This is a genomic window from Aquimarina sp. KJ22-3 (genome assembly GCF_055808215.1).
The window spans coordinates 4,808,946-4,833,162 of record NZ_CM147859.1 but is presented as its reverse complement, the minus strand read 5'-3'; the positions used below and the strand labels follow the sequence as shown (position 1 = coordinate 4,833,162).

At 36.0% G+C, this 24,217-nt stretch carries 22 protein-coding genes and 3 pseudogenes; 15 read left to right on the top strand and 10 right to left on the bottom strand.

Annotated features, from left to right (window positions below; translation table 11 throughout):
- Nucleotides 1-9 precede the first annotated feature (9 nt).
- A complete protein-coding gene (locus AC0L3Q_RS22145) occupies nucleotides 10-723 on the top strand; it encodes a tRNA1(Val) (adenine(37)-N6)-methyltransferase (protein ID WP_473283003.1) in 714 nt (237 codons plus the stop codon).
- Between the two features lie 106 nt (nucleotides 724-829).
- On the opposite strand, the gene AC0L3Q_RS22140 is transcribed toward AC0L3Q_RS22145, so the two are convergent.
- Nucleotides 830-1,141, bottom strand: coding sequence for a hypothetical protein (locus AC0L3Q_RS22140; protein WP_473283001.1), 312 nt, complete (start codon nucleotides 1,139-1,141; stop codon nucleotides 830-832).
- A gap of 415 nt (nucleotides 1,142-1,556) precedes the next feature.
- Between AC0L3Q_RS22140 and AC0L3Q_RS22135 the strand changes: the two genes are divergently transcribed.
- From AC0L3Q_RS22135 to AC0L3Q_RS22115, 5 genes and pseudogenes are all read left to right on the top strand, one after another.
- A complete protein-coding gene (locus AC0L3Q_RS22135; RefSeq protein WP_073321212.1) occupies nucleotides 1,557-2,735 on the top strand; it encodes an acyl-CoA dehydrogenase family protein in 1,179 nt (392 codons plus the stop codon).
- 274 nt (nucleotides 2,736-3,009) lie between these two features.
- The gene (locus AC0L3Q_RS22130; protein WP_473282999.1) at nucleotides 3,010-3,690 is read left to right on the top strand and encodes a glycerophosphodiester phosphodiesterase; all 681 of its coding nucleotides are present in this window, start codon (nucleotides 3,010-3,012) and stop codon (nucleotides 3,688-3,690) included.
- Nucleotides 3,687-4,894: pseudogene (locus tag AC0L3Q_RS22125) on the top strand (BaiN/RdsA family NAD(P)/FAD-dependent oxidoreductase). Before AC0L3Q_RS22130 ends, AC0L3Q_RS22125 begins: the two are co-directional and overlap by 4 nt.
- Before the next feature lie 61 nt (nucleotides 4,895-4,955).
- Nucleotides 4,956-5,510: a DUF1697 domain-containing protein gene (locus tag AC0L3Q_RS22120; RefSeq protein WP_473282998.1), complete on the top strand. Its 555-nt coding sequence runs from the start codon at nucleotides 4,956-4,958 to the stop codon at nucleotides 5,508-5,510.
- 77 nt (nucleotides 5,511-5,587) lie between these two features.
- Nucleotides 5,588-6,370, top strand: a complete 783-nt coding sequence (locus AC0L3Q_RS22115; RefSeq protein WP_473282996.1) for a hypothetical protein — start codon at nucleotides 5,588-5,590, stop codon at nucleotides 6,368-6,370.
- A 47-nt stretch (nucleotides 6,371-6,417) separates the two neighbouring features.
- Here the strand turns inward: AC0L3Q_RS22115 and AC0L3Q_RS22110 are convergent, their stop codons facing one another.
- On the bottom strand, nucleotides 6,418-6,990 hold the full coding sequence (locus AC0L3Q_RS22110; protein WP_073321225.1) for a TetR/AcrR family transcriptional regulator: 573 nt from the start codon (nucleotides 6,988-6,990) through the stop codon (nucleotides 6,418-6,420).
- Between the two features lie 95 nt (nucleotides 6,991-7,085).
- A pseudogene (locus tag AC0L3Q_RS22105) lies at nucleotides 7,086-7,489 on the bottom strand (TspO/MBR family protein); the annotation flags it as partial.
- Between the two features lie 96 nt (nucleotides 7,490-7,585).
- Between AC0L3Q_RS22105 and AC0L3Q_RS22100 the strand changes: the two are divergent.
- The 3 genes from AC0L3Q_RS22100 to AC0L3Q_RS22090 are packed head-to-tail and all read left to right on the top strand — an operon-like array spanning nucleotide 7,586 to nucleotide 10,577.
- The gene (locus tag AC0L3Q_RS22100; RefSeq protein WP_473282994.1) at nucleotides 7,586-8,671 is read left to right on the top strand and encodes a diphosphomevalonate decarboxylase; all 1,086 of its coding nucleotides are present in this window, start codon (nucleotides 7,586-7,588) and stop codon (nucleotides 8,669-8,671) included.
- Between the two features lie 48 nt (nucleotides 8,672-8,719).
- The gene (locus AC0L3Q_RS22095; protein ID WP_073321232.1) at nucleotides 8,720-9,655 is read left to right on the top strand and encodes a mevalonate kinase family protein; all 936 of its coding nucleotides are present in this window, start codon (nucleotides 8,720-8,722) and stop codon (nucleotides 9,653-9,655) included.
- Nucleotides 9,656-9,668: 13 nt separating this feature from the next.
- Complete coding sequence (locus AC0L3Q_RS22090) at nucleotides 9,669-10,577, top strand: geranylgeranylglycerol-phosphate geranylgeranyltransferase (RefSeq protein WP_473287000.1); 909 nt, start codon at nucleotides 9,669-9,671, stop codon at nucleotides 10,575-10,577.
- A 65-nt stretch (nucleotides 10,578-10,642) separates the two neighbouring features.
- Here the strand turns inward: AC0L3Q_RS22090 and AC0L3Q_RS22085 are convergent, their stop codons facing one another.
- Complete coding sequence (locus AC0L3Q_RS22085; RefSeq protein WP_073321235.1) at nucleotides 10,643-10,990, bottom strand: hypothetical protein; 348 nt, start codon at nucleotides 10,988-10,990, stop codon at nucleotides 10,643-10,645.
- A gap of 477 nt (nucleotides 10,991-11,467) precedes the next feature.
- On the opposite strand from AC0L3Q_RS22085, the gene AC0L3Q_RS22080 reads away from it, so the two are divergent.
- Together AC0L3Q_RS22080 and AC0L3Q_RS22075 are read left to right on the top strand one after the other, a co-directional pair.
- Complete coding sequence (locus AC0L3Q_RS22080; RefSeq protein ID WP_473282991.1) at nucleotides 11,468-12,424, top strand: carbon-nitrogen hydrolase family protein; 957 nt, start codon at nucleotides 11,468-11,470, stop codon at nucleotides 12,422-12,424.
- Between the two features lie 29 nt (nucleotides 12,425-12,453).
- Nucleotides 12,454-13,305 (top strand): pseudouridine synthase, encoded by an 852-nt coding sequence (locus AC0L3Q_RS22075; RefSeq protein WP_473282989.1) that lies wholly within the window; start codon nucleotides 12,454-12,456, stop codon nucleotides 13,303-13,305.
- On the opposite strand, the gene AC0L3Q_RS22070 is transcribed toward AC0L3Q_RS22075, so the two are convergent.
- The 6 genes and pseudogenes from AC0L3Q_RS22070 to AC0L3Q_RS22045 all read right to left on the bottom strand — a co-directional run bounded on the left by AC0L3Q_RS22070 (nucleotide 13,286) and on the right by AC0L3Q_RS22045 (nucleotide 20,409).
- Nucleotides 13,286-14,635, bottom strand: a complete 1,350-nt coding sequence (locus tag AC0L3Q_RS22070; protein ID WP_473282987.1) for an MptA/MptB family glycosyltransferase — start codon at nucleotides 14,633-14,635, stop codon at nucleotides 13,286-13,288. The two genes, AC0L3Q_RS22075 and AC0L3Q_RS22070, sit on opposite strands and share 20 nt — an antisense overlap.
- Nucleotides 14,636-14,682: 47 nt before the next feature.
- Nucleotides 14,683-16,155: a cellulose synthase family protein gene (locus AC0L3Q_RS22065; RefSeq protein ID WP_073321248.1), complete on the bottom strand. Its 1,473-nt coding sequence runs from the start codon at nucleotides 16,153-16,155 to the stop codon at nucleotides 14,683-14,685.
- Nucleotides 16,155-16,846 (bottom strand): annotated as a pseudogene (locus tag AC0L3Q_RS22060) (glycosyltransferase family 2 protein). Before AC0L3Q_RS22060 ends, AC0L3Q_RS22065 begins: the two are co-directional and overlap by 1 nt.
- Nucleotides 16,846-17,328, bottom strand: a complete 483-nt coding sequence (locus tag AC0L3Q_RS22055; protein WP_473282986.1) for a toxin-antitoxin system YwqK family antitoxin — start codon at nucleotides 17,326-17,328, stop codon at nucleotides 16,846-16,848. The pseudogene AC0L3Q_RS22060 and the gene AC0L3Q_RS22055 overlap by 1 nt, the downstream one beginning before the upstream one ends.
- 139 nt (nucleotides 17,329-17,467) lie before the next feature.
- On the bottom strand, nucleotides 17,468-19,057 hold the full coding sequence (locus AC0L3Q_RS22050; RefSeq protein ID WP_473282984.1) for a 4Fe-4S binding protein: 1,590 nt from the start codon (nucleotides 19,055-19,057) through the stop codon (nucleotides 17,468-17,470).
- A gap of 50 nt (nucleotides 19,058-19,107) precedes the next feature.
- On the bottom strand, nucleotides 19,108-20,409 hold the full coding sequence (locus tag AC0L3Q_RS22045) for an NAD(P)/FAD-dependent oxidoreductase (RefSeq protein ID WP_473286998.1): 1,302 nt from the start codon (nucleotides 20,407-20,409) through the stop codon (nucleotides 19,108-19,110).
- Nucleotides 20,410-20,727: 318 nt separating this feature from the next.
- Between AC0L3Q_RS22045 and AC0L3Q_RS22040 the strand changes: the two genes are divergently transcribed.
- The 4 genes from AC0L3Q_RS22040 to AC0L3Q_RS22025 all read left to right on the top strand — a co-directional run bounded on the left by AC0L3Q_RS22040 (nucleotide 20,728) and on the right by AC0L3Q_RS22025 (nucleotide 24,186).
- A complete protein-coding gene (locus AC0L3Q_RS22040; protein ID WP_473282982.1) occupies nucleotides 20,728-21,438 on the top strand; it encodes a DUF547 domain-containing protein in 711 nt (236 codons plus the stop codon).
- 85 nt (nucleotides 21,439-21,523) lie between these two features.
- Nucleotides 21,524-22,426, top strand: coding sequence for a hypothetical protein (locus AC0L3Q_RS22035; protein WP_473282980.1), 903 nt, complete (start codon nucleotides 21,524-21,526; stop codon nucleotides 22,424-22,426).
- A gap of 31 nt (nucleotides 22,427-22,457) precedes the next feature.
- On the top strand, nucleotides 22,458-23,456 hold the full coding sequence (locus AC0L3Q_RS22030) for a glycoside hydrolase family 113 (RefSeq protein WP_473282978.1): 999 nt from the start codon (nucleotides 22,458-22,460) through the stop codon (nucleotides 23,454-23,456).
- Entirely contained in the window at nucleotides 23,449-24,186 is a 738-nt protein-coding gene (locus AC0L3Q_RS22025; protein ID WP_473282976.1) for a hypothetical protein, read from the top strand. Before AC0L3Q_RS22030 ends, AC0L3Q_RS22025 begins: the two co-directional genes overlap by 8 nt.
- The last annotated feature ends 31 nt before the right edge of the window (nucleotides 24,187-24,217 follow it).

Sequence of the window (24,217 nt, the reverse complement as noted above, 5' to 3'; positions counted from 1 at the left end):
GGGAGACCTATGGATAAGCCTTTTCAATTCAAACAATTTACGATTCAACAAGACCGCTGTGCCATGAAAATTGGTACAGATGGGGTATTGCTTGGTGCCTGGGTGCCAATAGACGACACTGTTAACGCTATCTTAGATATTGGTACAGGTACTGGTGTAATCGCCTTGATGATGGCGCAACGAAGTCAGGCTCAGATTGTAGATGCTTTAGAAATCGATGCTGATGCCTATGAGCAAGCGGTAGAAAATTTTGAAGCTTCATCCTGGGGAGATCGATTGTTTTGTTACCATGCTTCTTTTCAAGAGTTCGTGCAGGAAATCGATGAGCAATATGATCTACTGATCAGTAATCCTCCATTTTATGCTGAAGACTACAAAACCGATAGTGATCAAAGAGATTTAGCAAGGTTTCAGGATGCGCTCCCATTTGATCATTTGTTGATCGGAGCATCAAAATTATTATCTGAAAGTGGTAGATTGGCAATCATTGTCCCATTTCAGGAAGAAGAAAAAGTGATACGTATAGCAGAGCAGGTAGGATTGTTTGTGCAAAAAAATACCAGGGTCAAAGGTGCTTCTAGTACCAAAATAAAAAGAAGTCTTTTAGTGTTTACCAGAGATAGAAAGGAAGTAGAAGTAGAGGAGCTGGTGATTGAAAGCTCCAGACATATATATACGGATCAATACATCAATCTGGTCAAAGACTTTTATCTAAAAATGTAAAATAAGAAAAGGAAAGCTACAAAAGCCTTCCTTTCCCGAAATCCAATCACTCTACAAAGCTTAATTCGCTAAATGTGAAAACAGCGTGAATTAAGATCGTACACTATTATTTTTTCGTGATCCAATTTCCATCAGCATCACAATATACCTCCATCTCTTTATCTCCTTGTTTTAGGATCAATTTGAACTCAGATGCATCTTCCTTGGCTGCGGCACTTTCGATAGAAGCTCCTGCAAAATCTTTTGCAACCGCATCCAAGACCTTTTGTGGAAGATTTTCTACAGCCAAATCGATATATTTATCCTGAATCGGAGTTACAGTTTCTGTATCGTTTGAGGCAATTTCTTGAGCATTAATGCTTTGTGTTCCTACTAATAACCCTAATGCTAATACTGGCAATACAAATAATTTTTTCATCGTTTAATCTCTTTTAGGTTTTAAAAATTTAATTCGCTTTATCTAGTAGAAGAATTATGCCATAAGAAGGTTAAGGGTGTGTTTTTAGTGTATCTATTTGATTTTCAATTTTTTGAATATAAAATGAACGTTTTCATAAAAATTGTTAAGGAATTCTTATTTGTGTAGAAAAAGAATATTGACTGCGGAATTCGTACACGAATTTTATTCTGAATTATAGTATAAAGAGGTGTCTCAAGTTGAGGTTTTTGAACTGTAAAATGATATAGAGGAAAGTCAAATTCGTTTTGTTTTAAGGTTCTTTTAAGAGAAATAACATTTTTTAAAGCAAAGGAAAATAAAACCTGTTCTATTTTGATTATTTGTTAATGAATCTCACTATTTTTGAAGATATCATAAATTAATATTGTTGTATATGAAGCCAGATCTTTTTGAAGCTCCAGACTATTATCAAATCGATGAATTACTCTCAGACGAGCATAAATTAGTAAGAGATGCAGCTCGTAGCTGGGTAAAACGAGAAGTTTCGCCAATTATAGAAGAATATGCACAACGTGCAGAATTTCCCAACCAGATTATCAAAGGTTTAGCAGAAATTGGTGCTTTTGGGCCTTATATTCCTGAGGAATATGGAGGAGCAGGGCTGGATCAAATTAGTTATGGTTTGATTATGCAAGAGATTGAAAGAGGTGATTCTGGAGTGCGTTCTACTTCGTCGGTACAATCTTCATTGGTAATGTATCCGATCTGGAAATATGGAAATGAAGAACAACGTAAAAAATATTTACCCAAATTAGCTTCAGGAGAGTTCATGGGGTGTTTTGGTCTTACCGAACCCGATCATGGATCCAACCCTGGTGGGATGACTACCAATTTTAAAGATAAAGGAGATCATTATTTGTTGAATGGAGCCAAACTATGGATATCCAATGCGCCATTTGCAGACATTGCGGTGGTTTGGGCCAAAAATGAAGAAGGAAGGATTCATGGGCTTGTCGTAGAAAGAGGTATGGAAGGATTTTCAACCCCTGAAACCCATAATAAATGGTCACTACGTGCATCTGCCACTGGAGAGTTGATTTTTGATAATGTAAAAGTGCCCAAAGAAAACCTGCTACCGAATAAAAGTGGATTGGGAGCACCTCTGGGATGTTTAGATTCTGCTAGATATGGGATCGCTTGGGGAGCTATTGGAGCTGCTATGGATTGTTATGATACTGCATTGCGATACGCCAAAGAACGTATTCAGTTTGATAAGCCAATTGCCGCTACCCAGTTACAACAAAAGAAATTGGCCGAAATGATCACCGAGATCACCAAAGCACAGTTAATGGCCTGGCGTTTAGGAGTACTTCGAAATGAAGGAAAAGCAACTTCTGCCCAGATTTCTATGGCAAAACGAAATAATGTAGAAATGGCCATAAAAATAGCAAGAGAAGCAAGACAAGTGCTCGGAGGTATGGGAATTACAGGAGAGTACAGTATTATGAGACATATGATGAATTTGGAAAGTGTAATTACGTACGAAGGGACACACGATATCCATTTGCTAATCACAGGTATGGATATTACCGGGATGCCAGCGTTTAAATAATAATTATAAAATTCTCCTACACCGAGGTGTAGGAGAATTTAGGGAATTGCAAAAAAACAGTTAATCGTCAAAAGCAAATAAATTGACTGTATCGCTTCAAATCCGATGTCTCGTCCTACCCTTGCATGGATATTGAAGCTGATATTCCCATAGAAGAATAATTGTTTAGGTACTCATTATACCTTATTCATAAACCTATAATTCATCTACAAGGCAATAGTACAGCAGGAGAGTTTCAAATTCTGAAACTGAGGATTTTTTTTCGAAAATGGATATGAAAATATTTGGTCATCGAGGAGCTGCCGGATTGGTGGCAGAAAATACGCTGGAATCAGTAAAAGAAGCCTTGCGTTTCAAAGTAGATGGGATCGAGATTGATATCCATCAGTGCCGTTCTGGAGAGTTAGTCGTGATTCATGATGAAACTTTAGAAAGAACTACCAATGGCAAAGGAGAGGTTTCTGATTTTACACTACAAGAATTACGACAATTCAGTACCGAAGAGGGTTTTTTGATTCCGACTTTACAAGAAGTATTAGCGCTCATTGATGGAAGATCTGAATTAAATATCGAGTTGAAAGGGAAACACACTGCCTTACCCACTTTACAGTTATTGGATGAGTATATTCCAAATTCAAATTGGCAAAACGCTGATTTTATCTTATCTAGTTTTGATCATCAACAACTAAGACAGCTTACAACAGTTACTTCAAAATACAAAATTGGTGTGCTCACTGAAGAAAGTATTGCTGTTGCTCTACCGGTTGCAAAAGAATTAGAAGCCTTTTCTGTCCATCCACCAATTCGGAACCTTACCGAAGAAGAAGTTCTATTGGCAAAAGACGAGGGTTTTAAGGTATTTGTATGGACGGTAAACGATATATCATTGATTCGTAAATCAAAATCGTGGAATGTTGATGGAGTGATCACGGATTTTCCGAATTTTGCACTATGAACTATGATTTGATTATTGTGGGTGGTGGCGCCGCGGGTTTTTTTACCGCGATCAATGCCGCAGAACACAATCCAAAATTGAAAATTGCTATTCTGGAACGAGGAAAAGAAGTATTGTCAAAAGTACGGGTTTCTGGAGGGGGGCGATGTAATGTTACTCATGCCGAATTTATTCCTAACGAACTGGTAAAAAACTACCCAAGAGGAGAAAAAGAATTAAAAGGACCTTTCCATACCTTTATGACAGGAGATACTATCGAATGGTTTGAAGAAAGAGGTGTTGAGTTGAAGATAGAAGAAGATGGTAGAATGTTTCCGGTTACAGATTCTTCAGAAACTATCATTAATTGCTTTTTGGGAGAAACCAAAAGATTGAATATAGAGGTGTTGACCAGTCAAGCGGTAAAAAAATTCAACCAAAGGATGATTGTTGGAGGATAACTACGAATACAAGTGATTTTGAAGCCAAGAAATTGATGATTGCCACAGGTAGCAACACCAAGATATGGAAAATGCTTAAAGATTTGGGTCATCGCATTGTTGATCCGGTTCCGTCGCTGTTTACCTTTAACTGCAAAGATTCGAGGATTAAGGAGCTGATGGGTGTGGTTACTCAAGCATCTGTAAAGATTCAGAACTCCAAATTATCTAGTGAAGGCCCATTATTGATTACGCATTGGGGGATGAGTGGTCCCGCCATTTTGAAGTTGTCGGCCTGGGGAGCAGCAGAGCTGCATGCTCTAAACTATAATTTCGAAATCAAGGTAAATTGGAGGGAATACTACACTTTTGATGAAACCCTTGAAGAATTGAAGGTTTTTAAAACAAAAATGGCTAAGCAACAGGTTTCAAAATATACACAGTTTGAGTTGCCGAAAAGACTCTGGCAAAGCCTGGTTACGGCAGCTCAAATTCAATCGGATCAAAAATGGGCAGACGTGAATAAAAATCAACTTCAGGCACTTGCCAGAGAGTTAACCGCAGGTATTTTCACCATAAAGGGAAAAAGCACCTTTAAAGAAGAGTTTGTAACTGCGGGAGGAGTAGATTTGAAAGAGGTTAATTTCAAGACTTACGAAAGTAAAAAACATAAAAACCTGTATTTTGCTGGAGAGGTGCTGAATATTGATGCTATTACCGGAGGGTTTAATTTTCAGAATGCTTGGACTGGTGCTTTTATTGCCGCGCAAGCTATAAATTCGTAATACAGGTGTCTTTCGGTCTGGAGATTACGACAGAATAAAAAATAGATATATCATAACCAAGATGCAAAAGTACATAGCGCTATTAAGAGGAATCAACGTAGGTGGCCATAAGAAAATAAAGATGGTTGACCTTACATCCATGTTTGAGGAATTGAAATTTAGTAATGTGACTACCTATATACAGAGTGGAAATGTTGTTTTTGAAAGTGAAATGATAGATAAACATGCGATTGCAGAAACAATCAAAAAGGGAATTAAAGATACATTTGATTTTGATGTTCCTGTTTTGGTATTGTCTACCGATGTGCTGCTATCGATCTATCATGCTAATCCTTTTTTTACACAATTAGAGAACGAAGAACTGGACGAGAAAAAAATGCTCTTTACGTTTTTAGACAGTCTTCCAGATAGATCTCGAATTCATGAAATTTCAGCCGCTTCGCACGAAAAGGAGAAAATTGAGATTAGAGACGAGGTGATATACTTCTATGCTGGCAACGGCTATGGAAAAACAAAACTGAGTAACAATTTTTTTGAAAAAAAGCTAAACTGTAGCGCTACTACTCGTAATTTGAAAACTGTGGTTAAATTGTTGGAATTAAGTAATTTGTTGTAGGTTTTAATAGGGTGTTAACTAGCTATTCTGAGCTTTTTTTCGTAAATTAAAGGAGTTTAACCAATACCTCGTTAACTATGAAAAAAATTACCCTTTTCCTTGTTCTTCTTTTTGTTTTTGATGGATCGGCCAGCTGGGCCAACAATGGGGAACCGATTGAAAAATTGTTATCTGAGTATATCAATAAGATGAATGCCCTTACACAAGGAACCAATAAAATGGATGTACTAGAGCTGTTTGATGAGAAATATAGTGGAAATACCGTATATGTAAACTTATCAGGTGCATTGGTAAGGAAAAACTACAGTAAAAAGGATATATCGTCGCAATTGGATGATATTATCGATGATAATAATTACAAGTTCAGGCTGACTCTGGATAAAGTAGTATTTAAAACCCAAAAGGAACGAGCAGGAACCATTTCTGCAGTAGTTAATTTCGAATCTTTTATCGATAAGCGATTGGCAGAAAAAGGAACAATGCTAATGGATATGGTGGCTATTCGTGCCAATGGAGGATGGAAAATCGTTCAAAATAATATGGTTCGGGTTTCTGAAGCTAAAGATATAGGTGAATGCGTTTGCTATGTATATGGTAAAGGTACTACTAAGTTTGTTACCGAAGTATATTTCCCTTCAGGGCTAGAATACAGTCAGGAATTTGATGCGTTTCAGGTAACTACCAAGGATAATAAGAGAATTATCAAATCTGATAATAAAGAATATTACTGGAGCAGAGATACCGGTAAACTTACCTTTAAAGGAGGGAATATTGGTAGAGCAGAAAATTCAAGAAAAGCCGTAGAATTTGTCTTAAAAAATCTGTATAAAGATTCCTGTGTAAATATTGTGTTTAATTAGCATCAAAGATGATATAAAAAACCCGCACTATGCGGGTTTTTTTATTTTTAATTGATAATCGTCGAATCTTTCAAAAAACCTCTCCAGGAGATTTCTATCGCCTGATTAATATGCTTTTCCTGAAGTTTTAGCTGCTCGTTTTCGTGTATTTTTACCAAAGACACTACATTTCCAAAGAACAATTCTTCCATAACAAGGGTATTGTATGCTTTGAAGATTTTCTTTTTGATTCCTTTCTTAAAATATTCCTGAATTTCATTGTAATAATCCCGTGCCCTATCTTTAAGAGATTGTGGAATCTCTGGAGAACGGGCAATTTGCTCAGAAAATATAAATGCCAAAGGGTTATTGATGAAATAATAAAATAAATTGAGCCACATCACGGTAAATTGCTTTTTTAAATCGTCTTCGGGTACATTTCTCATAACTACGGTACCAAAATCCTGAGTAAGCATTAGATATAACTCGGTTATAATTTCTTCTTTATTCTTAAAATGATGATATACTGTTCCATTTGCAACGCCAGATTCTTTGATAATTTGTGAAAGAGAGGTTGCATTAATCCCTTGTTTAGTAATTAATTCTAGAGTAGTCTGTAAGACTATTGCTTTTTTGCTCATACAAAAACTTATTCCTTATTCTTCATTTAATTTAATCGCCATATGCCAAAATTTAACGCAGTCGCAAAAGCAACCCAGGCAATATAAGGGATAAGTAGGTAAGCGGCAGTTTTGTTTACAACTTTAAACCATCTAATGGTAAAAAATAACAGGATAAAAAGGGCAATAATATCCAGTAATGCAATTAATGGGTTTTGCAATCCAAAGAAAAAATAGACCACGCAGCATTCAGTAATAACTGAAACCCAAAATGATATAACGCAATTTTTACCCATTTATGATAAAAACCTTTGCTCCATACAATTCCTGCTGCAACACCCATCATAATATATAAGACCGCCCATACCGGCCCAAAAAGCCAGTTTGGTGGGGTAAATGAAGGCTTATTAAGTGTTTGATACCACGTATCGATAGATGTCTTAGTAGCAATACTACTTAAAAAACCTATTAAAAGGCATAATACTACGGCAATACCAATACGAAATAACTTTATTTTCATTAAAATGAGTTAGTGCAATACTAAAATAGCAATTTATTTTAACTACTTATACTTTTAAGTCCTATACAGCACTTATATTTGCTTAAATTTTATCCCATGAACGATTATCTTGAATTTACTTCTTCTGTTGGTGCAAATTTACCAAAAGAAGGAATAATAAGCTGTTCTTCTCCCAGTAATATTGCATTAGTGAAATATTGGGGGAAACGCCCAGTGCAGTTGCCAGAAAATGCGTCGATCAGTTTTACACTGGATGCATGTAAGACAACAACTTCACTTAAATATGTGCTTCAAGATCTAATTTCAGAGGATTTTAACTTCACCTTACTTTTTGAAGGACAACCCAAACCTGAATTCCGCCCGAAAATTAAGAAGTTCTTCGAACGTATCGAAAAATATGTTCCTTTTTTAAAAAAATACGCTTTCACTATTGAAACGAGTAATACATTTCCACACAGTAGCGGGATAGCTTCTTCGGCAAGTGGGATGAGTGCATTAGCATTCTGCATCATGCAGTTAGAGCAGATGATATATCCTGAAATGACGAATGAAGAATGTTTGCAAAAAGCTTCATTTTTGGCACGATTAGGGTCTGGGAGTGCCTGTCGTAGTATAGAGGGACCTATGACAGTTTGGGGAAAGCACCAGGAGATAACTGGAAGCAGTGATGCCTTCGCAGTCAAATTTCCATATCCAATACACGAACATTTTGATAACTATCAGGATACGATTTTGTTGATAGACAAAGGCGAAAAACAAGTAAGTAGCACTATAGGTCATGATTTGATGCATGGACACCCTTTTGCCTCCAAGAGATTTGAGCAGGCAACAGAAAACATAACAAAATTAAAAGAGGTATTAATCTCTGGGGACCTTGATGCTTTTATTGAGATTGTAGAGAGTGAAGCCTTAACGCTACACGCTATGATGATGACTTCATTACCGTACTTCATTTTGATGAAACCTAATACGCTGTCGGTGATTGAGAAAATTTGGGAATATCGTAAAAAAACAGGATCCAAGATATGTTTTACTTTGGATGCAGGTGCAAATGTTCATGTTTTGTACCCAAATTCGGAAAAAGAACAGGTTTTGGAGTTCATTACTAGCGAGTTAGTTGCGTATTGCCAGAATGGGCAGTATATTTGCGATAAAGTAGGATGGGGAGCAAAAATATTGTAACTTTATCCTAGTAAGGCGACATATAAGATATAGATATACCCAGAACTAATGAAAGGACCACTATTTTATTCTAAGATATTATTGTTTGGAGAATACGGAATTATTAAAGACTCCAAAGGACTTTCTATTCCTTATAATTTTTTCAAAGGCGCCTTAAAAGTTGCTGATGATTTGGATCAAGAAGCCAAAGATTCTAACCAGAACCTTAGAAATTTTGCAAAATACTTAGCAGAGATCCAGGAGCAAGGTGTAGTCAAGTTTGACTTGCAAAAGCTTCAAGAAGATATCGATGCCGGGATGCATTTTGATAGTAGTATACCTCAAGGTTACGGGGTTGGGAGTAGCGGAGCATTGGTAGCTGCGATTTATGACAAATATGCCGAGGATAAAATTACCGTTCTTGAGAATCTAACCAGAGATAAGTTATTAAAGCTGAAAGAGATTTTTGGATTGATGGAGTCATTCTTCCACGGTAGCAGTTCTGGATTGGATCCATTAAATAGTTACTTAAGCCTACCAATTTTAATACATTCTAAAGATAATATTGAGCCTGCAGGGATTCCTTCGCAAAGTACAGAACATAAAAAAGGAGCAGTTTTTTTGTTAGATAGTGGTATTGTTGGTGAAACTGCACCAATGGTTAGTATTTTTATGGAAAACATGAAGCAGGAAGGTTTCAGAAACATGCTTAAGGATCAATTCGTGAAATATACTGATGCTTGTGTTGATGATTTTCTTAAAGGAGACGTAAAATCTTTGTTTTCTAATATCAAGCAACTTTCACATGTAGTTTTGGATAATTTCAAGCCAATGATTCCAAAACAGTTCCATACTTTATGGAAAAATGGAATTGAGACCAACGATTACTACCTTAAACTTTGTGGTTCTGGCGGAGGTGGTTACATTTTAGGTTTTACCCAGGATTTTGAAAAGGCTCAAGCTTCACTTAAAGACTACAAGTTAGAAGTGGTTTACAACTTTTAGGGATTAACTCATGTTGTTGAGTAGGAGAAATAAACTCTTTTTTTTAAAACTATTGAGTTTGTTTTCTGTGGTGCGTGGTTATAACATTCTAATCATCATCATCGCTCAGTATCTTACCTCTATTTTTATTCTGGCTCCTCATATCAAGCTGAGAAATGTTGTTTTTGATCCTAATCTTTTTGTGATTGTATTAGCGTCTGCTGGAGTAATTGCAGGAGGGTATATCATTAATAACTTCTACGACAAAGAAAAAGATTTGATCAATAGGCCTCAAAAGACCATGCTTGATCGTTTGGTAAGTCAGCAGACTAAACTTACAGGGTATTTTCTTTTAAATTTTTTGTCAGTAGTATTGGCAAGCTATGTGTCTTTTAGGGCGGTGGCTTTCTTTTCGCTTTACATCTTTGCAATTTGGTTCTATTCTCATAAACTAAAAAAATTTCCAATTGTTGGAAATACAGTGGCATCTATACTCGCCATTATTCCATTCTTTGCGGTTTTTATCTATTACAGGAACTTTGATGAGGTCATTTTTGTTCATGCTACCTTTTTGTTTTTGATGCTCATGATTAGAGAAATGATAAAGGATTTGGGGAACTTGAAAGGGGATATGGCACAAAATTATAAAACCATTCCTGTAGCCTATGGAGAATTGACTTCAAAACGAATCATAAGTGTCCTTATTTTGATTTCTTGTGGGCCTATCTACCTCTTGTTAACCACTTATGAGATTGGGTATATGTATTTGTATTTTTATCTCTGTGTGGCACTACTTTTTATTTTGCTACTTGCGCTTTGGATATCAAAAGGGAGAACACATTATGTTTGGTTACACAATATCCTGAAATTAATTATTGTCGCTGGTACTTTTAGTATTGTTCTTATCGATGTCAATATGATTTTGGATCGAATTCTCTGGTAAAATAAAACAGCTGTAGTAAAAAACCACAGCTGCTTTAATTCTTCTTGTTCTTTGTTGATCGAAAACTACGCTTGTGGCTTTACGATTTTTAAAGTTAATTGGAATAACTTGTTTCCGATTTTTACATTTTCAAGATCCACTTTCTTATAGTTTAATCTTGCTTTTACGTAATCTTCAATGATTTCTTTTTCTGCATCTACAGAAAGTACTACGATTTCTCCTTTGTTGTTCAAAACAAATTCGATATCAGCTGTTAGTTCTTGTTTTTCTACTTTGATTTCTGGTCTCTCTAATAATACTGCTATTTGATTTCTTAGATCTTTTTCAGCATTTTTAGTAGGGTTCTCATTAGAAGCAAATAATGAACTTGTTCCTAATACAATTGCTAATACTACTACGGCTAACTTTTTCATTGTTTTTGGGTTTTAAGATTTGAGATTATTAAATAAATATTGTTGTTTTTGTTTTACAAGACAAATTTAGATCTAGTGTAGATGTTTTTTGAGATTTGGAGTTTATTAGAACGTGTCATTAGGATTACGTTTAAGTTAAAATGTGTGGGTTTTAACGTAAATTAAACTTTGATTAAAACATACTTTTTATATGTTTACTTTTCGAGGTTAATAGTAGAATAGATTTTAGTGTTGCTGTATTCTTAGTAAAGGATTCAAAACGATGCGAATTTTTCGTTTTTCAGACCTTTCTAATGTTTCCTTAATGTTAAGAAGTGCTTTTTTTGAATTTCTTAAAAACGAATTTAAATCACTATAAATCAGTTTTTTACATGTTAATTTATTGTTAATGAAATCTTAGGGTTTCTCTAATGATGCATGAAGAAAGGATCAGTAGATTTTTGATCAAAGTTTAATTAAAAAAGCTAAAACTAGTTAATGGAAAATCAATTACTAAAAGTCGCTTTGGCGCAAATAGCACCAGTGTGGTTAAACAAAGAAGGGACCTTGCAAAAAATTGAAAACTCGATGCGAGAAGCTGCAGCTCAAAAAGCCGAATTAATCATTTTTGGAGAAGCTTTATTACCAGGGTATCCTTTTTGGGTTTCTCTCACCGATGGGGCTCAATTTGATAGTGTCGTACAGAAAGAAATACATGCGCACTATGCTCAAAACGCTGTTGTAATTGAACAGGGAGATCTGGATAACGTCTGTACCATTGCCAAAGAACATAATTTGGCGGTCTATCTGGGGATCATAGAACGCCCTTTGGATAGAGGTGGCCATAGTTTGTATGCTTCTTTAGTTTATATTAATCAACAGGGAGAAATCAAGTCGGTGCACAGAAAGTTACAACCTACCTACGAAGAGCGATTAACCTGGGCGCCAGGAGACGGAAATGGCCTAAGAGTACACCCTCTTAAAGCATTTACTGTTGGAGGGTTGAATTGTTGGGAAAACTGGATGCCTTTACCTAGAACAGCTTTATATGGTCAGGGAGAGAATCTGCATATTGCTGTTTGGCCAGGAAGTGATTATAATACCAAAGACATTACGCGCTTTATTGCGAGAGAATCCCGATCATATGTAATATCCGTATCGAGCTTGATGCGAAAAGATGATTTCCCGAAAGACACTCCGCATCTTACTGAAATTCTAAAGAATGCTCCGGAGATTTTAGGAAACGGAGGATCTTGTATTGCCGGACCAGATGGCGAATGGTTGATGGAGCCTGTATTGCATACAGAAGGATTATTGATAGAAACACTTGATTTTAACAGAGTATTACAAGAAAGACAAAACTTTGACCCGGTAGGGCATTACTCAAGACCAGACGTGACGCAGCTAAGTGTAAATCGCGAACGACAAAGTACGGTGTGGATTGATGAAGAATAGTTGTTTTCCTTGTTTCTAAAGAACTATCTTTGCACAAAAATAAATACATGAGTCGAGGAGGTAATTTTGGCAAAGGAAATAACAGAGGGAAATTTGGGAGTAATTCAAAAAGAAAACCATCTTCCAAAAGTGGTGCGCCTGCAAGGAAACCAAAGAATGTGGTAAAACAAGAATCTGATGAGATTCGACTCAATAAATTTGTAGCTAATTCTGGAGTGTGTTCCAGAAGAGAAGCAGATCTGTATATCCAAACAGGAAGTGTATGGGTAAATGGAAAACCAGTGACCGAGATGGGTTATAAGGTGAAGCTTACCGATGAGGTAAAGTTTGATGGTCGTCTCATCACACCCGAGAAGAAAGAATATATCTTATTGAACAAACCCAAAGGTTTTATCACCACAACAAGCCCAGAGAAAAACCGAACGGTTATGGAGCTTGTGGCAAACGCTTCAAGAGTTAAGCTTAAGCCTGTAGGGAGATTAGAACGCAATACTACAGGTTTGTTGTTGTTTACTAATGATGTTGACCTGGAGAAAAAACTAACGCATCATAATACCGATGTGCGAAAGATTTTTCATGTAGAGTTGGATAGAAATCTTAAGTTCGAAGACATCGAGAAGATTCAAAATGGTGTGAAGCTAGACGAGGGTTATATCGAAGTTGAAGAAATCTCTTATATCGAAGGTGCTTCAAAAAAAGAAATAGGAATCCAATTGAGCTCTACAAAAAACAATATCATACACAAACTTTTTGAGCATTTCAGATATGATGTGATCAAATTGGATAGAGTAATTTTTGGTGGCCTAACAAAGAAAGACTTGCCTCGCGGTCATTGGAGAAAACTAACCGAACAAGAAGTGATCAATTTGAAGATGTTGTAAGTGCCTCATGAGTTTTGTTTCCTCGCATCTTGTAAATTTCCCAGGTTAAAAATCCAAAAACAATTAGATATTCTAAAGCTACCATCCATAGGTTTTCTTTGAAATCAGGATGAATATAAGCCGTATAGCTAAATATAATGGTGAAAGACCATATTACCGGAAATCTATACTTGGTAAACACACATAATGCTAATGGTACGGCCAAATACCATGGATGTACTGTGGTCGATAAAAAGTAATATGCACAAATACCGAACACCATTGCTGTGATCATTTGTGGTGTGGATTTGTTTTTTCTGAAAAATGTGAGGATCAAAAGAATACTTATAGTTATCAAAGGAAGGATTTTACCAGCAGTTTCTATTACGTTCCAACCTACAATTTGATAACCAATCCAGCGTATGATAAAGTAAATACTGGCATTAAATTCAAAATTCTGAAACCAAAGACTAATGGTTTTGGTAAAGTTTTGTACAAAAGCTTCGGATAAAAAGGGAGCAAAAGTCAAGACTACCGTTGTTAAAACTATAGCGTAAAACCCTGTTAATCTCAATAGCCCTTGGAGAGGTTTCGATTTTTGATTCTCTTTCTGCGCTAAAACAAACTTCTGAAAGAATATTGGCAAGAAAAGCATAGGAATTAACTTCACCGAAATAGAAAATGCAAAAATGACTGCTGCCCAATACCAATATCCCTTGTGCAAAAGGTATAAGGCCCAAACCAAGAAAAACACCATAATGGCTTCAAAATGCAAGTTTCCGGTAAGTTCGATGATGATAAATGGATTTAAGATATACCAGAATATATGATGTGTCGGTATTTTGAGTGATGCTAATAGCTTTTTTCCAAAGAAAAAGGTGCCGACATCAGCCAAAATAAGTAGCGCTCTAAATACCATAGCAGAGCCTAGAATGCTTTTATTGGCAAAAATTGCAGCAATCAAATAGCCTAATTGACTTATAGGGGGATAGTTAGTAAAATGACTTCCATTTAGTGTTCCCATACCTGCATAGAGCTCTGCAGCCTGATCGATAGGAGCATTACCCCGGGCAACCCAAACTTCGGGTAAGGATAGGTAAGGATTGTATCCTTCTAATAGCATTCTTCCGTCCCAGATGAAACGATAAAAATCTTGTGATAGATTAGGGATAGCAAACAAAAATACCAATCGAAAAAATAAAGCAGCAATGGCAAGAAATCTCCATTGAGTAGTGTTTTCCTGGATGAGCTTATAGTATATAACAAACAAGCCTCCCCAAAGGAAAATCATTTTTACAAAATCAGTGCGAACCAGTTGGTAGGCAAAACTCCAATAAAACAATAACCCCATTACAACAAGAAGTATGGAAAACTTATGGTATTTCCATTGTTGTAACATTATAGCTTAGAGGTTACCGACTTAAAGAATACAAAACCAAAACCAAGGAATAACATGATGTGGAATAAAAACAGACCAAAATCCTGCAATTCGAATGCGCTATACAATGCAAAGCCAAAATAGGCCATCAGCAGGGCTTCTATAATCGTATTCCCCGAAATATTTTTGTTGATATATTTATTTCCTTTCCAGGAGTCCTTTAATGATTTTACATTGAACTTTGGAGTACGTACGAATTCACTTTTCTTTCCAAAATGACCTTCAAGTACTGCCATCGAATTGTGAACAGAAAATCCCATTGCAATAGAGAAAAAAGTAAAGAACATTTTGATGTATTCCATAAAATTCCAGAATCCTTTTCCATGTATTTTTTTGAAAGTGAACCAATAACAAAAGAAAAAGATTACGGTGCTCAACGCAAAGAAGGCAATCACATTAAAATACCAGCTAAACATTGGGTTGCTGTTCTTGATATACATCACCGGTACACTTAACACAGCTACCAATAATACTAACAAAAACATGCTACTATTTAGTAAGTGGAAAAAGCTATGAAACTTAGTTTTGAAAGGAACCGACTTGTCTTTAAGTAGTTTCCAGTATAATTTTTGGAAGTTTTCCGCAGCACCCTTATTCCATCTAAATTGTTGTGAACGCGCAGCACTTATCACTACCGGTAATTCTGCAGGGGTTTCTACTTCTTCTAGATATTTAAATTTCCATTTCTTCAACTGGGCACGGTAACTAAGATCAAGATCTTCGGTAAGTGTATCTCCTTGCCAGTTTCCAGCATCTTCTATACATTTCTTTCTCCAAACTCCTGCGGTACCATTAAAATTGATAAAGTGGTCTTTATAATTTCTTCCCACCTGTTCCATTGTAAAGTGGAAATCCAAAGCAAATGCCTGAATTTTGGTCAACATCGAATAATCTCGATTAATATGTCCCCATCGAGTTTGCACCACTCCGATATTCTCATCTTTGAAATAAGGAATCGTCTGTAATAACCATTTCTTACCAGGTAAAAAATCGGCATCAAATATGGCAATAAACTCTCCTTTGGCAATTTTAAGTCCTTCTTTCAAGGCTCCGGCTTTAAACCCAGATCGATCTTCTCTGCGGATATGCTTTATGTCTAATCCTGTTTTCTGAAGTTTTTCGATATGAGCAGCTGTAGAAACCACAGATTCATCTGTGGAATCATCAAGTACCTGAATTTCTAGTTTGTCTTTTGGGTATTCTAACTCTGCGATATTATCCAGTAAACGATCCATCACATACAATTCGTTAAAAACAGGTAACTGTACAGTAACATGAGGGATTTCTTCTGGATTGGAAAAATCAAAAGTGGGAGCATTATCAGGTTGCTTTCGTGCTTTTAAATAATTAGAAAGCAGATTCAGTTGTGCCAAACTATACATAAAAATAATGAGTAGGGCCAATGTATACGTTATAATGATAGCAATATCCATTATGAAAAGCTATATTTAAAAATCCAACTTAAAATCTTAACGCCTGCAAATATAGCACCTTTTATGGTTCCTGAAACTTTTGAGACACCAATTCTCTTTTTATAGCGAACTGGGATTTCGGTATAACTATAATGCTTTTTTAATGCTTTTAGTTGCATTTCTACAGTCCAACCATAGGTTTTATCTACCATTTCTAAGTCAAGAAGTTTGTCGTACTTAATAGCTCTGAAAGGACCAAGATCGGTAAATTTTGCATTAAAAAAAGTTTCATCAAACTGGTTGCTAGCCAATTACCGAATATTTGCGGAAAAGTCATAGAACCAGATTCTCGCAGATTTTTTACTCTGGCACCGATCACAAGGTCTATATCCTTTTCTATTATGGGGTTGACAATTTTTGTAAGTTCTTCGGGATAATCGCTGTAATCACCATCCAAAAACACCACTATTTCGGGTTTAATTTCTTGTGCTGCGATATGCTCCATCCCTTTCAAGCAAGCAAAACCATATCCTTTTTGAGGTTCTTTCAGCACTGTGGCTCCAGCATTTTTTGCCACACTTTCTGTATGATCTGTAGAATTATTACTCACTACGATTACCTCCTGAACGATGTCAGGAATTTCTTTAATAACATGAGCAATAGAATCTTCTTCGTTAAAAGCTGGTATGATTACTTTTATGATTGGTGGCATTATAATGAAGCGTTGGGGTTGTCTCTTTTAAAGCTGAAAACGTCGGTCCACTCACCGGTTTTAATATCATTTACATAACGTTCTGCTTTGAAAAGTTTGCTGTTTCTATACAGTAGACAATATCCTTCTTTTTTATTGTTTTTATATTGGTATTTTCGCGTTATTCCGGCTGCAATATCGTAAATAATCCACCATTTCTCGGCTTTATCATTAATAAAATGACCTTCTTTTACTAATTCTTTGGTTTTAGAATAATAATACCAATAGCCATGTTTCTCGTTATTCTTAAAGTGTCCTTCTTTAGAAACAATACCATTGGGATAGTAAAAATGCCAAAAATCTACTTTAACTCCATCTTTTAACCAACCTTCGGCTTTTACAGTACCATCTGCGTAAAAATCGTAATGATATTCTTTTTGCGAAAACGCAGTGAGGCCAGAAAATGCAACGGCTAAGATGAGAAGTAGCGATTTATGAATCATGATGTATTAGTTAACAACACTGCATTAGACGAAAGCTAATCGGGATACTAACATTTTTTTTAAAGTTAATGAATTAAAAATGCCACACCTAATTTTTGGATGTGGCATTTGTATGAAGAAAGTATTCCAGTATGTATGCTTATTTATTGTTTACGTAATTCATCAAATCCACATCATTACCTAATAAAACTTCTGTAGGATTGATTCTACCTTCTAACTTATCATTCTCTAATTTCAGTACTCCTCTTGGGCATACTGCAGAGCAAATTCCACAACCTACACAACTAGATCGTACAATATTCTCTCCTTTTTGGGCATAAGATCGTACGTCAATTCCCATCTCACAATAGGTAGAACAGTTTCCGCAAGAAATACATTGTCCTCCATTTGTAGTAATTCTGAATTTTGAGAATAATCGTTGTTGAAATCCTAGAATTGCCGCCATAGGACAACCAAATCTACACCATGCACGGTTACCTAGTATGGGATAAAACCCTGTACCGATTACTCCAGAGAATATGGAACCGATATATAAACCGTAAGCAGATCTCATCGTTCCGGCCTTAATTAAAAATACTTCGTTTGTAGTTCCGGAAAAATGCATCACTACTAGAGCAATGATCACTGCAAAATACCCTATTGCACCATATCTGGCGTCTTTACCTAATTCTTTTCTTTTGAATAATAAAACTCCGGCAAAAACAAGGGTCAAGAAAACGGCAACGCTAATCAAGAATACATCTTTTGTTAGCCAATACTTTTTGGGGTCATATCCTAAATAGGTATACACGACGGCGGTAGTCATTACCACAGAAAAAACAAGTACGGTATGAATTAACCATCTTTCTAATTTCCATGCGCTTACTTTTTTGCTGGATAATTGCCTGAACGCATCTCCCGCAGTTTCAGCCAATCCACCACAACCACAGACCCATGAGCAATACCATCTTTTCCCATATTTATAGGTAAGGAATGGAGAAATTACAAAAATGGATAATATACCAAGTGCTAATAGACTAAGACCAATAGTTTCAGTCTTGATAAAGGCGTCTATTCTGTATTGATCAAAGTTATAATAATTCAATGGCCACATATTCTTAAGATCGTAGTAAGGCACGTCTGAATTCATAACATACATAAATTCGGGTATCAAAAAGGCAAAACCTAATTGAAAAAACATTACAGAAACGGTTCGTAACTGTTGGTATCTGTTATGTCTGTATTTCAGAATGAATTTATATCCAAAAGCAAGAATAGCTATAGTGTATAAGGTTCCATACACGAACCACTGGCTTGCTGGTCTGCCACTTAATAAATTACTCAAAGGATCAAAAAGTGAAATCAATCCTGTATTGGCTTCTCCGTTTGTACCCATTCCCAATAATTCTGGATAAAAGTACAACACGATATAAAATGCGGTAAGCACTACTCCCGTAAGCCACCCTAATACTCCTCGAGAAGACATTGACTTGAACCAAACACCGTCATTTTTGATTCCTTCAAGCTTGGTGAGATAGGCATTGTTGGCAAATAAAACAGTACCCAGGGTAATCAAGCCCAAAGCAGCAGTTAAAAATATTCCTTTGTTGGGAAAATTGGTATTGGCAAGAGCTAGTATCATGATAAACATTCCTACAAAGCCAATAGCTAGTGCTACTTTTTGTTTGGTTGTAATTCCCTTGGCATCTGGGCTTGCAAGAGACATACTATGATTTAATTTATTACTCATTTCTAATATTTTTTAGTCAAAAGACTTTTATTGTTTTGATTTTTTGAAGCTTATGCGGTTTGAAATTGATGACTGTTATAAGCCGAAAGAATTTGGGATTCATGTTTTTTGTAGAATTCTGGATCGAAATTAGCTTCGGCCAGATTGGTCATAACATAATCCACATCTCTTTTTTCGGTCAGCCAACGATCAAAAACCTCGTGTCTCATTCGTATCCCAAAAGTGTTGATCCCCAAAAATTCTTTGGTGTCCTTATTGAAGGATACGGTGATACATTTGGTGTCGTCTTCATGTTTCCAATGAAATTGTTGTTCGTATTCTTGTTGTCTACCAAATACCCAACCATAAGTTTGATATTCAATATCCATAAATTTTGCACTATTAAACCAATGTCCAGGTTTGTATTCAATTCGATTTCCGCAGATTGTTTGTGCTACCGTTTCGCCCATCATACGTCCAGTATACCAAACGGCTTCAATAGGTCTTCGCATTCCAATGGATTCGTGTTGTTCTGCACAGTCTCCAATAGCATAGATATTAGGGATATTGGTTTCTAAAAACCGATTTACCTTGATTCCGCGCCCTAGTTCTATCCCAGATTCTTTTAAGAAATCAATATTTGGGGATACTCCGGCAGTTAATCCAACAACATCACAATCAATTACTTCTCCGGTTTCTTGTACAACGACCGCTCTGGCTTTACCATTTTCGTCGGCCAAAATTTCTTTCAGGTTAACTCCTAATCGTAAGTCAATATGATGATTTAGAATATGTCTGTTAATCATTGCGCTCTCTCCAGCGGGTAATACACCATTCCAGAAACTATCTTCTCTTACCAAAAAAGTAACTGGGATACTTCTAGAATGTAACATTTCTGCTAATTCGATTCCGATCAATCCACCACCTACTACTACAGCTCTTTTACATGTTTTATTATCAGGAGCGTAATTCTCAAGGTTTTCCAGATCTTGTTTATGATACATTCCCATAACACCATCCAAATCCTGACCAGGCCATCCAAACTTATTGGGTTTTGAACCTGCTGCGATAATAAGCTTATCGTAGCTCATGGTCTCTCCAGAATTAAAGACTAATTCGTTGGATTCATGCTTTACTTGAGATACAAAACCTTGTTTAAGTTCGATATTGTTCTTTTCCCAGAACCAATTTTCATAGGGTTGTGTATGTTCAAACTTCATATGCCCCATATATACATACATCAACGCTGTTCTGGAAAAGAAGTAATCTGTTTCGGCAGAAATGATGGTGATTCTTTTGTCAGACATTTTACGAATATGCCGAGCAGCAGTGACCCCCGAAATACCATTTCCGATAATAACGATGTGTTCCATAAGTGATAGTTGTTGATTGTCAATTTTTAATGAGAAGTGAAAACTTCCCAAAGTAAGTCGTACATAAATATAAGAACTTAAGAGCTTCAAATAATTTAGAATCAGTCTAAAAACAATTGAGTTTGTAAGGAACGAGAACTAAATCGAACATGGTTCACTTTGTTTCTGATTGTAGAAAACAAATTGAACAAAATCAAAATTTATTTGTAAGCAGCACATTTTGGGTGCGACTGATTGACCGTTGCCAAGGTAATCAAGAATTGTAGAAAATTAGGATTTATCTTCATTATAAAGGATAAATAGACAAAAAGAATACTCATGAAAAAAGTAATCATTATCGCAATATTGTTGATCTCCCAATTAGGGTTTTCTCAAAGTACGTCGGAGTTTTTCAAAAAGGCAGACGCATTTTTTAAAACCTATGTGGTTAACGGTAGAGTAAACTATACAGAGATCAAGAAAGACCCCTCTTCATTAAATGAATTGATCGATCAGGCCGCAAAAATTCGAGTTTCGAAAAGTGAGCCTAAAACATTTCAAGCCTTTTATATTAATGCGTATAATTTGGCAGTGATAAAAGGAGTGACGAATAAATATCCAGTAAAATCACCGTTGAGCATTAAAGGTTTTTTTGATAAAACCACCTACAATCTAGGAGGTAAGCAAACCACGCTTAATGATTTGGAGAATAAGATCCTTCGTAAGAATTTTCCAAAAGAAGCTCGATTTCACTTTTCTTTGGTATGTGCTGGTTTAGGATGTCCCCCAATTATTTCTGAAGCATATACCCCTGAGTCTTTAGATAAACAATTACAACGTCAAACGACCAAGGCACTTAATAACCCAAGGTTTATCAAGGTAAAAGGAAACAAAGTACAGTTGTCTCAAATCTTTGAGTGGTACAAAGAAGATTTTACACATAACGGGTCAGAAATTGATTATGTAAATCAATTCAGAAAAGAAAAGATTCCTACCAAAGCTAAGATCTCTTACTACCCATACAACTGGAATTTAAATGCAATCAAATAAATAATCATAATAATTAACTACATGTTGTTAAAATTAGGGAGTGATATGCCCTGTGTGTTTTAGTAATATGATAAATACTCAAAAAATGAAATCAACTAAAAACATCGTAACCACTTTTTTACTTTTGTTCGCGATCACTGTAGGATTTGCACAAGACGAAGATGATCAGGGAGGTTCGGTAATTCAAACATTAACACCTTCAAAATTAATAGGTAAAGGTCAATACGATATTAAATGGTTCAATAACCTATATACGCAAACAGAAAGTACTTTTACCGATGGTGACGAACCCAGACAAACATTCTTTACTTCGACGGTAGAGGCATATACTGGTGTTGGGAATAACAAGCGATGGAATTTAGGAGTTATCCTTGAGTTTAGATCAAATGTAGTAGCAGATAGAGGTGCGCTAGAAGTTTTTCAGTTTGATGGAGAACGTGGTACGGCAAGGTCTGGATTTACTTCGATTGCACCATCGGTAAAGTTTGTTCCTTTGAAAAATGTAAATAATTTTTCGATCCAAAGTTCATTTTTTATCCCATTAGTGGATAACGAAACTGAGGACTTTGAGCCTGTTAATCAAGGGGGAGGAGTATTTCTTGATCAAAATGGATTTATCTGGCAAAATCGTTTCTTCTATGATTATACGTTTCCAGGAAATAAGTTCCAATTATTTACTGAGCTCAATTCTGAATTGAACTTCGGAAAGGAAGAAGATAGTTTCGCAAACAACAGCTTGCGTTTAACTCCGGGAGTATTTTTTAGTTACTTCCCAAGCTCAAAATTTACGGTATTGGCTTTAGCTCAGCATTCAGAATTAGTGGATCTGGGGAATGATTTTGATCAAAGCTTTACAGCACTAGGAGGTGGAGCAAAGTATCAACTTACGAACGAATTAAACATAGAGGCGTTATATACCAATTTTGTAGACGGAAGAAACACTGGATTGGGTGAAACTTTTAATATAGGTTTAAGAGCCGTATTCTAATAAAATTGTATTTTCAGCAGTAAAAAAACGAATGAAAAAGGTTTTTTTACTGCTTTTTACAATCATTGTAAGTGGATGTTCGGGTCAGCAAAACAAGATTAATGGGATTAGTTTTGTTGGCTCTCCACAAGAGATAGGTCCTGAAACTATCGATCCCGTGGTACAACTTAATGCCAATTGGGCTGCGGTGATGCCTTTTGGGTTTCTTAGAAATCTGGAAACACCGACTGTGGTATTTAATATCGACAGGCAATGGTGGGGAGAACGAAGGGATGGTGCCAAAAAAACCATAGAACTACTTAACGCCCGAGGTATAAAGGTGATGTTAAAACCACAGATCTGGGTTTGGAGAGGCGAGTTTACTGGTAATATTAACATGAAATCTGAAGAACAATGGAAACAATTAGAGAAATCATACAAGGACTTTATTCTTTTATACGCCAGTTTAGCTCAGGAAATGAAAGTACCTATCCTATGTATCGGTACCGAGCTGCATACGTTCGTGCAAACCAGACCAAAGTATTGGAACGATTTAATCAAAGAAATCAGAGGTATTTATAAGGGAGAGTTGACCTATGCCGAGAACTGGGATCAGTTTGAAAAAGCTCCTTTTTGGAGCCAGTTGGATTATATAGGGATAGATGCATACTTTCCTGTCTCAGATAGTCATACGCCAAGTATAGAAGAACTAAAGTCGGGTTGGCAAAGACATAAAGCAAAGATTGTAGCTTTAAAAGATAAAATAAAAAAGCCTGTTTTGTTTACAGAATTTGGATATCGAAGTATCCATTATACAGGCAAAGAACCCTGGGACTCGAGTAGAAATCAGGGACAAACTAATCTGGTAGCGCAAAACAATGCATTATCAGCATTGTATGAAGAATTTTGGCAAGAAAAATGGTTTGCTGGAGGATTTTTATGGAAATGGTATCACAATCATGATGATGTTGGTGGGAATAATAATAATCGTTTTACCATTCAGAATAAACCCGCAGAAGCATTAATTAGATCTTTATATAAAATTGAATAGATATCTATCATATAGTATCGGTTTGGTGATCATCTTTTTCTTTTCCTGTAAAAGTGATGATGATCAGGTTGCAGACAATACATTGGCTGCTCTGGTAGCTATCAATACTATAGAAATTGATAATGTGATTGCTTGCGCCAGCTCATCTCCAGACCAACAAAATGAAACCATTACCTATCTTTATCCCAGACCTGGAGCCACAGATATCAGATATTTTGAAACTTCTTCTCTAGATGTGGATAAAAATGATTTTACCGCCTACCGCAGCGTAGCTATAGCTCCTACTGATTTTTTTAATGGATATCTCAAAAAATTCAATAGAATTTCAGACAATGAAAAATGGGTGATCATCACCTTTTTTGAAAATGAAGTTCTTCATATTTCTAATCCGATTCGGCTGAAACATCTTACAAAACCTACAGAATTTAGTGATCAAGTAACCATTGATACAGGAGTTGCAGGGATGCCAATATTTAGTTGGAATGATGGGGTTTTTGATGATAACAAGATCTATTTTCAAGTCGTTTCTGATCGTAATGACGAACTATTATCAGGTACATATACTTTCGAAAGGCAATTTCAATACTACAAATTAGATAATGTTGTCCTTAACATTACCAGAGATACTCCACCTACTTTAGAGGTAGGAGAAGACTATGGATATACATTGATGGGAGTGAGCGAGGATAATTGGGTCAATCTTTTGCTTCAAAGGCAATTTCAGCCTTGATTTATCCCATAATCTTGTAAGCTAAACCATA

Excerpts from the sequence above, each read along its gene's own strand:
- AC0L3Q_RS22070 (WP_473282987.1), bottom strand. The coding sequence starts at position 14,635 with ATGGGGTTATTGTTTTATTGGAGTTTTGCCTACCAACTGGTTCGCACT.
- AC0L3Q_RS22035 (WP_473282980.1), top strand. The coding sequence starts at position 21,524 with ATGAAATCAACTAAAAACATCGTAACCACTTTTTTACTTTTGTTCGCG.
- AC0L3Q_RS22100 (WP_473282994.1), top strand. The coding sequence starts at position 7,586 with ATGAACGATTATCTTGAATTTACTTCTTCTGTTGGTGCAAATTTACCA.
- AC0L3Q_RS22140 (WP_473283001.1), bottom strand. The coding sequence starts at position 1,141 with ATGAAAAAATTATTTGTATTGCCAGTATTAGCATTAGGGTTATTAGTA.
- AC0L3Q_RS22110 (WP_073321225.1), bottom strand. The coding sequence starts at position 6,990 with ATGAGCAAAAAAGCAATAGTCTTACAGACTACTCTAGAATTAATTACT.
- AC0L3Q_RS22145 (WP_473283003.1), top strand. The coding sequence starts at position 10 with ATGGATAAGCCTTTTCAATTCAAACAATTTACGATTCAACAAGACCGC.
- AC0L3Q_RS22055 (WP_473282986.1), bottom strand. The coding sequence starts at position 17,328 with ATGATTCATAAATCGCTACTTCTCATCTTAGCCGTTGCATTTTCTGGC.
- AC0L3Q_RS22030 (WP_473282978.1), top strand. The coding sequence starts at position 22,458 with ATGAAAAAGGTTTTTTTACTGCTTTTTACAATCATTGTAAGTGGATGT.
- AC0L3Q_RS22065 (WP_073321248.1), bottom strand. The coding sequence starts at position 16,155 with ATGGATATTGCTATCATTATAACGTATACATTGGCCCTACTCATTATT.
- AC0L3Q_RS22050 (WP_473282984.1), bottom strand. The coding sequence starts at position 19,057 with ATGAGTAATAAATTAAATCATAGTATGTCTCTTGCAAGCCCAGATGCC.
- AC0L3Q_RS22095 (WP_073321232.1), top strand. The coding sequence starts at position 8,720 with ATGAAAGGACCACTATTTTATTCTAAGATATTATTGTTTGGAGAATAC.
- AC0L3Q_RS22045 (WP_473286998.1), bottom strand. The coding sequence starts at position 20,409 with ATGGAACACATCGTTATTATCGGAAATGGTATTTCGGGGGTCACTGCT.
- AC0L3Q_RS22115 (WP_473282996.1), top strand. The coding sequence starts at position 5,588 with ATGAAAAAAATTACCCTTTTCCTTGTTCTTCTTTTTGTTTTTGATGGA.
- AC0L3Q_RS22080 (WP_473282991.1), top strand. The coding sequence starts at position 11,468 with ATGGAAAATCAATTACTAAAAGTCGCTTTGGCGCAAATAGCACCAGTG.
- AC0L3Q_RS22085 (WP_073321235.1), bottom strand. The coding sequence starts at position 10,990 with ATGAAAAAGTTAGCCGTAGTAGTATTAGCAATTGTATTAGGAACAAGT.
- AC0L3Q_RS22120 (WP_473282998.1), top strand. The coding sequence starts at position 4,956 with ATGCAAAAGTACATAGCGCTATTAAGAGGAATCAACGTAGGTGGCCAT.
- AC0L3Q_RS22040 (WP_473282982.1), top strand. The coding sequence starts at position 20,728 with ATGAAAAAAGTAATCATTATCGCAATATTGTTGATCTCCCAATTAGGG.
- AC0L3Q_RS22130 (WP_473282999.1), top strand. The coding sequence starts at position 3,010 with ATGAAAATATTTGGTCATCGAGGAGCTGCCGGATTGGTGGCAGAAAAT.
- AC0L3Q_RS22135 (WP_073321212.1), top strand. The coding sequence starts at position 1,557 with ATGAAGCCAGATCTTTTTGAAGCTCCAGACTATTATCAAATCGATGAA.